This window comes from Pseudomonas sp. C1C7, assembly GCF_013359595.1.
In the GTDB taxonomy this organism is placed as follows: domain Bacteria; phylum Pseudomonadota; class Gammaproteobacteria; order Pseudomonadales; family Pseudomonadaceae; genus Aquipseudomonas.
Genome location: NZ_JABFMP010000028.1, coordinates 96,031 through 102,030, shown reverse-complemented (window position 1 = coordinate 102,030; position 6,000 = coordinate 96,031). Strand labels below are relative to the sequence as shown.

General features: G+C 60.6%; 5 protein-coding genes. All 5 read right to left on the bottom strand.

Annotated features, from left to right (window positions below; all coding sequences use genetic code 11):
- A partial coding sequence (locus tag HNO86_RS21570; RefSeq protein ID WP_175375277.1) for a DUF3077 domain-containing protein occupies positions 1 to 151 on the bottom strand: 151 nt, incomplete at its 3' end.
- 589 nt (positions 152 to 740) lie between these two features.
- Complete coding sequence (locus tag HNO86_RS21565; RefSeq protein WP_175378945.1) at positions 741 to 1,694, bottom strand: enoyl-CoA hydratase/isomerase family protein; 954 nt, start codon at positions 1,692 to 1,694, stop codon at positions 741 to 743.
- Positions 1,695 to 2,126: 432 nt separating this feature from the next.
- Positions 2,127 to 4,325 carry an aldehyde oxidoreductase molybdenum-binding subunit PaoC gene (gene paoC / locus HNO86_RS21560; protein ID WP_175378944.1) on the bottom strand — a complete coding sequence of 733 codons (2,199 nt, stop codon included), beginning with the start codon at positions 4,323 to 4,325 and terminating at the stop codon, positions 2,127 to 2,129.
- Positions 4,322 to 5,278, bottom strand: coding sequence for a xanthine dehydrogenase family protein subunit M (locus tag HNO86_RS21555; RefSeq protein WP_175378943.1), 957 nt, complete (start codon positions 5,276 to 5,278; stop codon positions 4,322 to 4,324). Before HNO86_RS21555 ends, paoC begins: the two co-directional genes overlap by 4 nt.
- Positions 5,275 to 5,898: an aldehyde dehydrogenase iron-sulfur subunit PaoA gene (paoA, locus tag HNO86_RS21550; protein WP_175378942.1), complete on the bottom strand. Its 624-nt coding sequence runs from the start codon at positions 5,896 to 5,898 to the stop codon at positions 5,275 to 5,277. Before paoA ends, HNO86_RS21555 begins: the two co-directional genes overlap by 4 nt.
- Between the last annotated feature and the right edge of the window lie 102 nt (positions 5,899 to 6,000).

Here is a 6,000-nt window from a genome sequence, read left to right as displayed (position 1 = left end):
TGGTCAGCGCCTTGGCAAGAAACAGAAAATCGGAAGCCATGCTCAACGCATCACCGAGCGGAACGTCGCGAGTGACATGGAACAGCGGTTGATCCGCGCAATAGATCGCGGGTGTCAGGCCGATGGTTTTGAGTTCGGGTTGTTCGGTCATTGGCCACCTCCGGTGAGGGAGAGGCAATGGGGGAGGGGGTTACGCGATTGGGGACTGCGTAGGGGGGAAGGCCAGGTTTTGTACGGACTTTTAGTGCACATGATCTAACTCCTTGATACGAAACTTCAGGAGCTGCCACGTTCGTTACCACACGAATGGGTGACAGCTGTGCGCAGGGTGGTAAACCGGGTATCAAGGAAACCGGCACGCCCGAGGGCGTCCCACGCACAGCCGCCATAACTCACGTCTGCGGGCATAAAAAAACGCCTGCATACGTGATGGGGGCGCTGTTGCGCCTTAATACATCGGGTTACCACACCCGGTCGCTGATTTGGCAGCGACGGGTGGGAGGGTATCGTGCCGATATTTTTCCTGCAACCCTAAGGTCCTGGTCGCCTATCTCCCTGGACGAAAAAGTTCATGTCCTCTGGACAGGACAAAAAGGGGACAGATCTAAAATCTGTCCCCTTTTGGACCTCAGCTTTCAGGTAACAAAAATTTCGTCTTTCATTAGAGATATCTTGCTGGAATAAAGGGGCTAAGCTTGGCCCAGCCCCGGTAAACCGGCACTGTTGCAGTCTTCTGCGCCTCAGTTTTTCTCGGCACTGACCTGGCCGGTGTACTTGGGCAGATTGATTTCCACATCAGCTTTTTGTTGCAGGCCTAGTTCCATCAGGCGGCCGATATGGTGTTGGGCGGCAGGGCGTCGAACAGAGTTGAGAAAAGCGGGCCATTCCTTCCCGACGTCTTCGTTTGAAGGGAGGGAAGCTACGTTCACCAGATCCTTGATCTCGCCCAGAGATTGCTTGTCGAAGGTGGCGATGCGGCGGGCCAGGGCATCGACGAAGCCGTTCAGCTCGTTTTCGGGAAAGCTGCGGTTTACGTACCCATAACGCTCGGCCAGCTTGCCGTCGATGTCGTTACCGCTTAGCAGGACTTCTAATGCACGGCCGCGGCCGATAAGGCGTGGCAGGCGCGCCATTGGGCCTCCGCCTGGAACAAAGCCGGCGCCGATTTCAAATTGGGAAAGTACTGCCTTGTCGCTGGCAAAACGCATATCGCTGGCCAGGGCCAGTTCGCTGCCCACGCCAGAGGCGCGGCCGTTGATCATCGCGATGGAAACCACCGGGGACTTGCTCAGGCGTACCAACATGTCCGGAAGGGGCGGCAGGCCGGTCTTCCCGTTGGGCATTTCCAGGGTCCGCTCCAGGGGCTCCGCGAAGTCGTAGTGGGTCAGGAAAAAGCCAGGCACCTTGCTTTCAAAAACCACCACCTTGAGTTTGGCGTCGTTTTCTATCGCGCTAACCACTTTCTCGAACTGTAAGGTTGAATCCGGACCATATATGTTGAAAGGCGGGTTGTTGATCTGCACTCGCCAGTATTCCGGGCTGACCTTATCAATCAGAAACTGGTTGGGGGAGGAACTGGCGGATTTTGGGGGGCTGGCAGCCGTGTCGGCGGCAAGGGCTTGACCTGCGATGAAGCTCCCACCCAACAGCATGCTAAAGGCGAGAGTGGCGCTTACGATACGTTGTGATTTCATAATGGTAGAGCTCCAATTTTATGGAATGAACTGCGATTGATTGACCTGAGTTCTGTTCAGGGCCACGAGCGCTAGTTGATGCTCGAATTATCAGTACCGTTTCGGCAGACATAGGCTCGATGTGGTCATTTTAGTGCTCAACTTTGTGATACCCCCCTCCTTCCGCCGGCAAGCCAATATCGCCGGTTTTTTATGGAATATTGAACTTGGCTGTGCTTCTGGAGAGCGATGGGGTCACTATATTTATGATGATCAGCAAGATAAACGGACGATTTGAAATATCAGTTAATACATGGCGTAACTAATCAGCTGAAATTTCAGGAGGGATGGGCTATCGATTCGAAGTGGTTGGTTGAGCGGTTGGGTGAGCGACAGGCTGAAATCGGCCGATTCTTTTGAAAAAGTCAGCGTTGTGGTTCGACACAGAACCCATCAAGTCATCGGCGGCAATCGATCCAGCATCTTGTCCAAGGTAATCGGGTACTCACGGACCCGAATCCCTGTCGCGTTGTAGATCGCATTGGCAATCGCCGCGCTGACCCCGCAGATACCCAGTTCACCGACACCCTTGGCCTTCATCGGCGAGGACACCGGGTCGGTTTCGTCGAGGAAGATCACTTCCTGGTGAGGAATGTCGGCATGCACCGGCACTTCGTAGCCGGCCAGGTCGTGATTGACGAAAAAGCCCAGGCGTTTGTCCACGGCTAACTCTTCCATCAGTGCCGCTCCCACACCCATGGTCATCGCGCCGATTACTTGGCTTCGGGCTGAGGTCGGGTTGAGGATGCGCCCGGCTGCGCACACCGCGAGCATGCGCCGCACTCGGGTTTCGCCCGTGGCGCTGTCCACCGCAACTTCGACGAAGTGCGCGCCGAAGGTCGATTGCTGGAATTTCTTGCTCAGCTCGCCGAACTCGATCGAGTCTTCGGCCACCAGCTCCCCGGCTTGCGCGGCGTCTTGCAGCGGTATGCGTTGATCGCCAGTCCGTACTTCGCCCTCGGCAAATGTCGCATCGTCCACCTTCACACCCAAGCGCTGCGCGACGGCTTCTCGCAGCTTGACGCAAGCGGCATACACCCCGGCCGTCGAGCAATTGCCGCCAAACTGCCCGCCAGACCCCGCCGACACCGGAAAGCTCGAATCGCCAAGGCGCACTACCACCTTGTCCAGGCTCACGCCCATCATCTCGGCCGCGGTTTGGCCGATGATCGTGTAGCTGCCGGTGCCGATATCGGTCATGTCGGTTTCGACGGTGACGATGCCTTGCGGATTCAACCTCACCCGCGCTCCCGACTTGACCAGCAGGTTGTTGCGAAACGCCACCGCCATTCCCATGCCGAGCAACCAGCGACCCTCACGCTGCGTACCCGGTTGCGCCGCGCGCTTGTTCCAGCCGAATCGTTCTGCGCCAGTGCGCAGGCATTCGGTCAGGTGGCGCTGGGAGAAGGGGCGCTTGGGGTCGACCGGATCGACCTGGGTGTCATTGAGGATGCGAAATTCCACCGGGTCCAGCTTCAGTTTGTGCGCCATTTCATCCATGGCGATTTCCAGGGCCATCATCCCTGGCGCTTCCCCCGGCGCGCGCATGGCGTTGCCTTCGGGGAGGTCGAGGGTCGACAGGCGCATGGTCACCCGACGGTTCTCCCCCGCGTACAGCAGTTTGCTCGGTTGCGCCGCCAACTCGACCTTGCCGTCGGGCAGGCCGCCGTTCCAGCCTTCGTGAGCCGAGGCGATGATCTTGCCTTCGGCGGTGCATCCGATACGAATGCGCTGAATAGTGGCGGGGCGGTGCGTCGAGTTGTTGAACATCAAGGGCCGGGCGAGGGCGACTTTCACCGGCCGCTTTGCCATGCGCGCGCCAAGCGCCGCCAGCACCGCATCGGCGCGCAGGAACAGCTTGCCGCCGAAGCCGCCGCCAATGTAGGGCGAGATCAAACGCACATTCTGTTTGTCGATGCCGAGGGTGGTCGCAAGGTCCGTCACGGACCAATCGATCATTTGGTTCGAGGTCCACAGGGTCAGTTTGTTGTCGTCCCACGCCGCCATTGAGGCGAACGGCTCCATCATGGCGTGGGCCTGATCCGGTGTGGTGTAGGTGGCGTCCAGTTGCACGGGTGCGGCGGCGAATGCTCCCTCGAAATCTCCGTGCAGGGTATCGGGCATCTGCTCCTTGTCTTCCTTGCCCGACTCGCGGGTGGCCGCCAGATCAAACATGCCCTCGGCGCGCTCGTAGCGAATGTCGACCATCTGCGCGGCGGTGCGGGCCTGCTCAAAGGTATCCGCCACCACCAGCGCGACGGCCTGGTGGTAGTGCTGGATCTGCGGCCCGCCCAGCAGTTTCGCCGTGTTGTATTTGCCTTTGCCGAGCTTGCCGGCGTTGGCCGCCGTGACGATGGCCAGCACTCCGGGCGCGGCCTGGGCAGCCTCCAGATTCATCGAGGCGATGCGCCCCTTGGCGATGGCCGAACCGATCACCACGCCATAGGCCTGGTTCGGCGCGACGTCGTGATGCTCGTAGGCGTAATGGGCGGTGCCGGTGGTTTTCAACGGGCCCTCGATGCGGGGAGTGGCCTTGCCCACGACCTGCAATTGATCGATGGGATTGGTGGTGGCCGGGGTATCGAATTTCATGCCTGTTCCCTCGCTTGGGCCATCACCGCAGCCAGCGTGCGCTCGACCAGGGTCAGTTTGAAGGCGTTGTCATGGGTGGGGGTGGCGCCGGCGAGCAGTTGCCCGGCCACCGCTTTTGCGCCTTGGGCCATCCGCGCTTCGGCACCCTCCACGCGCCAGGGTTTGGGCGCGACGCCGCCAAGGGCGATTCGACCGCTGCCATCCTTCTGGATCACGGCGGCCACGGATACCAGGGCGAAGGCGTAAGACGACCGATCTCGAACCTTCTGATAAAGGTGCGTACCGCCAAGGGGCGGTGGCAGCGTGACAGCGGTGATCAACTCATTGGCGGTCAGGCTGGTTTCGATGTTGGGCGTGGTACCGGGCAGTCTATGCAAATCGGCCATGGGAATGACCCGGGTGGTGCCGTCGGGTTTCACCGTCTCGATCTGGGCATCTAGCAAACGCATGGCCACGGTCATGTCGCTGGGATGGGTGGCGATGCAGGCGCTGCTGACACCGATGATGCCCAGTTGCCGACTGACGCCGTCGATGGCCGAGCAGCCGCTGCCGGGCTGGCGTTTGTTGCAGGCCTGGTTGGGGTCGTAGAAATACGGGCAGCGGGTGCGTTGCAGCAGGTTGCCAGCGGTGGTTGCCATGTTGCGTAGCTGGCCGGAGGCGCCGGCGAGCAGGGCCCGCGCCAGCACCCCATAGTCTTTGCGCACCCGCGAGTCGGCGGCGAGGTCGGTGTTGCGCACCAGCGCGCCGATGCGCAGGCCGCCATCGGCCGTGGCTTCGATCCGGTCCAGGCCGGCACCGTTGACGTCGATCAGATGGGTGGGCGTTTCGATTTCCAGCTTCATCAGGTCGAGCAGGTTGGTGCCGCCGGCAATGAAGCGCGACCCGTTGGCCTGGGCGGCGAGGGCGGCGGCGTCGGCGGGTGATTTGGCTCGCAGGTAGGCAAAGGGTTTCATGCGCTCGCCTCCGCGACTTCGCTGATCGCCTCGATGATGTTGGAGTAGGCGCCGCAGCGGCAGATGTTGCCGCTCATGCGTTCCTGGATTTCACGGGCAATCAGCTTCGGTGGCTCGGTCAGACTGGGGCTGGCGTGGCTGGGAATGCCATCGCGGATTTCCCCCAGTACCGCCACCGCCGAGCAAATCTGCCCCGGCGTGCAGTACCCGCACTGATAACCGTCGTGCTTGATGAAAGCGGCCTGCATCGGGTGCAACTGTTGCGGCGTGCCGAGACCCTCGATGGTGGTGATTTTCGAACCTTCGTGCATCACCGCCAGGGTCAGGCAGGAATTGATGCGCCGGCCGTCGGCGATCACTGTGCAGGCGCCGCACTGGCCATGGTCGCAACCTTTCTTGGTGCCGGTCAGGTGCAGCTGTTCGCGCAGGGTATCGAGCAGCGTGGTGCGGGTGTCGAGGTCCAGGGCGTGCTGGTGGCCGTTCACCTCGATCGACACCTTGGCGTTGATCGGACGGGCGGCGTTGGCGGCGCTGGCCCGTGCGCAAATGAAGGGCGGTAGCGCGACACTGGCGGCGGTCACGGCTCCTACGATCAGAAAGGTGCGTCGGGAAATCGTCATCAGGTCAATTCCTTTGCAGGTTCTGGGAGAGCAGCGCACTGCGGCGCTTTCGCTGCCCTCATAAGACTGACCTTGGGGTTGACTGAAACGTTCTGTATTTTT

Coding starts and splice junctions, on each gene's coding strand:
- HNO86_RS21565 (WP_175378945.1), bottom strand. CDS start 1,694: ATGAAATCACAACGTATCGTAAGCGCCACTCTCGCCTTTAGCATGCTG.
- paoC (WP_175378944.1), bottom strand. CDS start 4,325: ATGAAATTCGATACCCCGGCCACCACCAATCCCATCGATCAATTGCAG.
- HNO86_RS21555 (WP_175378943.1), bottom strand. CDS start 5,278: ATGAAACCCTTTGCCTACCTGCGAGCCAAATCACCCGCCGACGCCGCC.
- paoA (WP_175378942.1), bottom strand. CDS start 5,898: ATGACGATTTCCCGACGCACCTTTCTGATCGTAGGAGCCGTGACCGCC.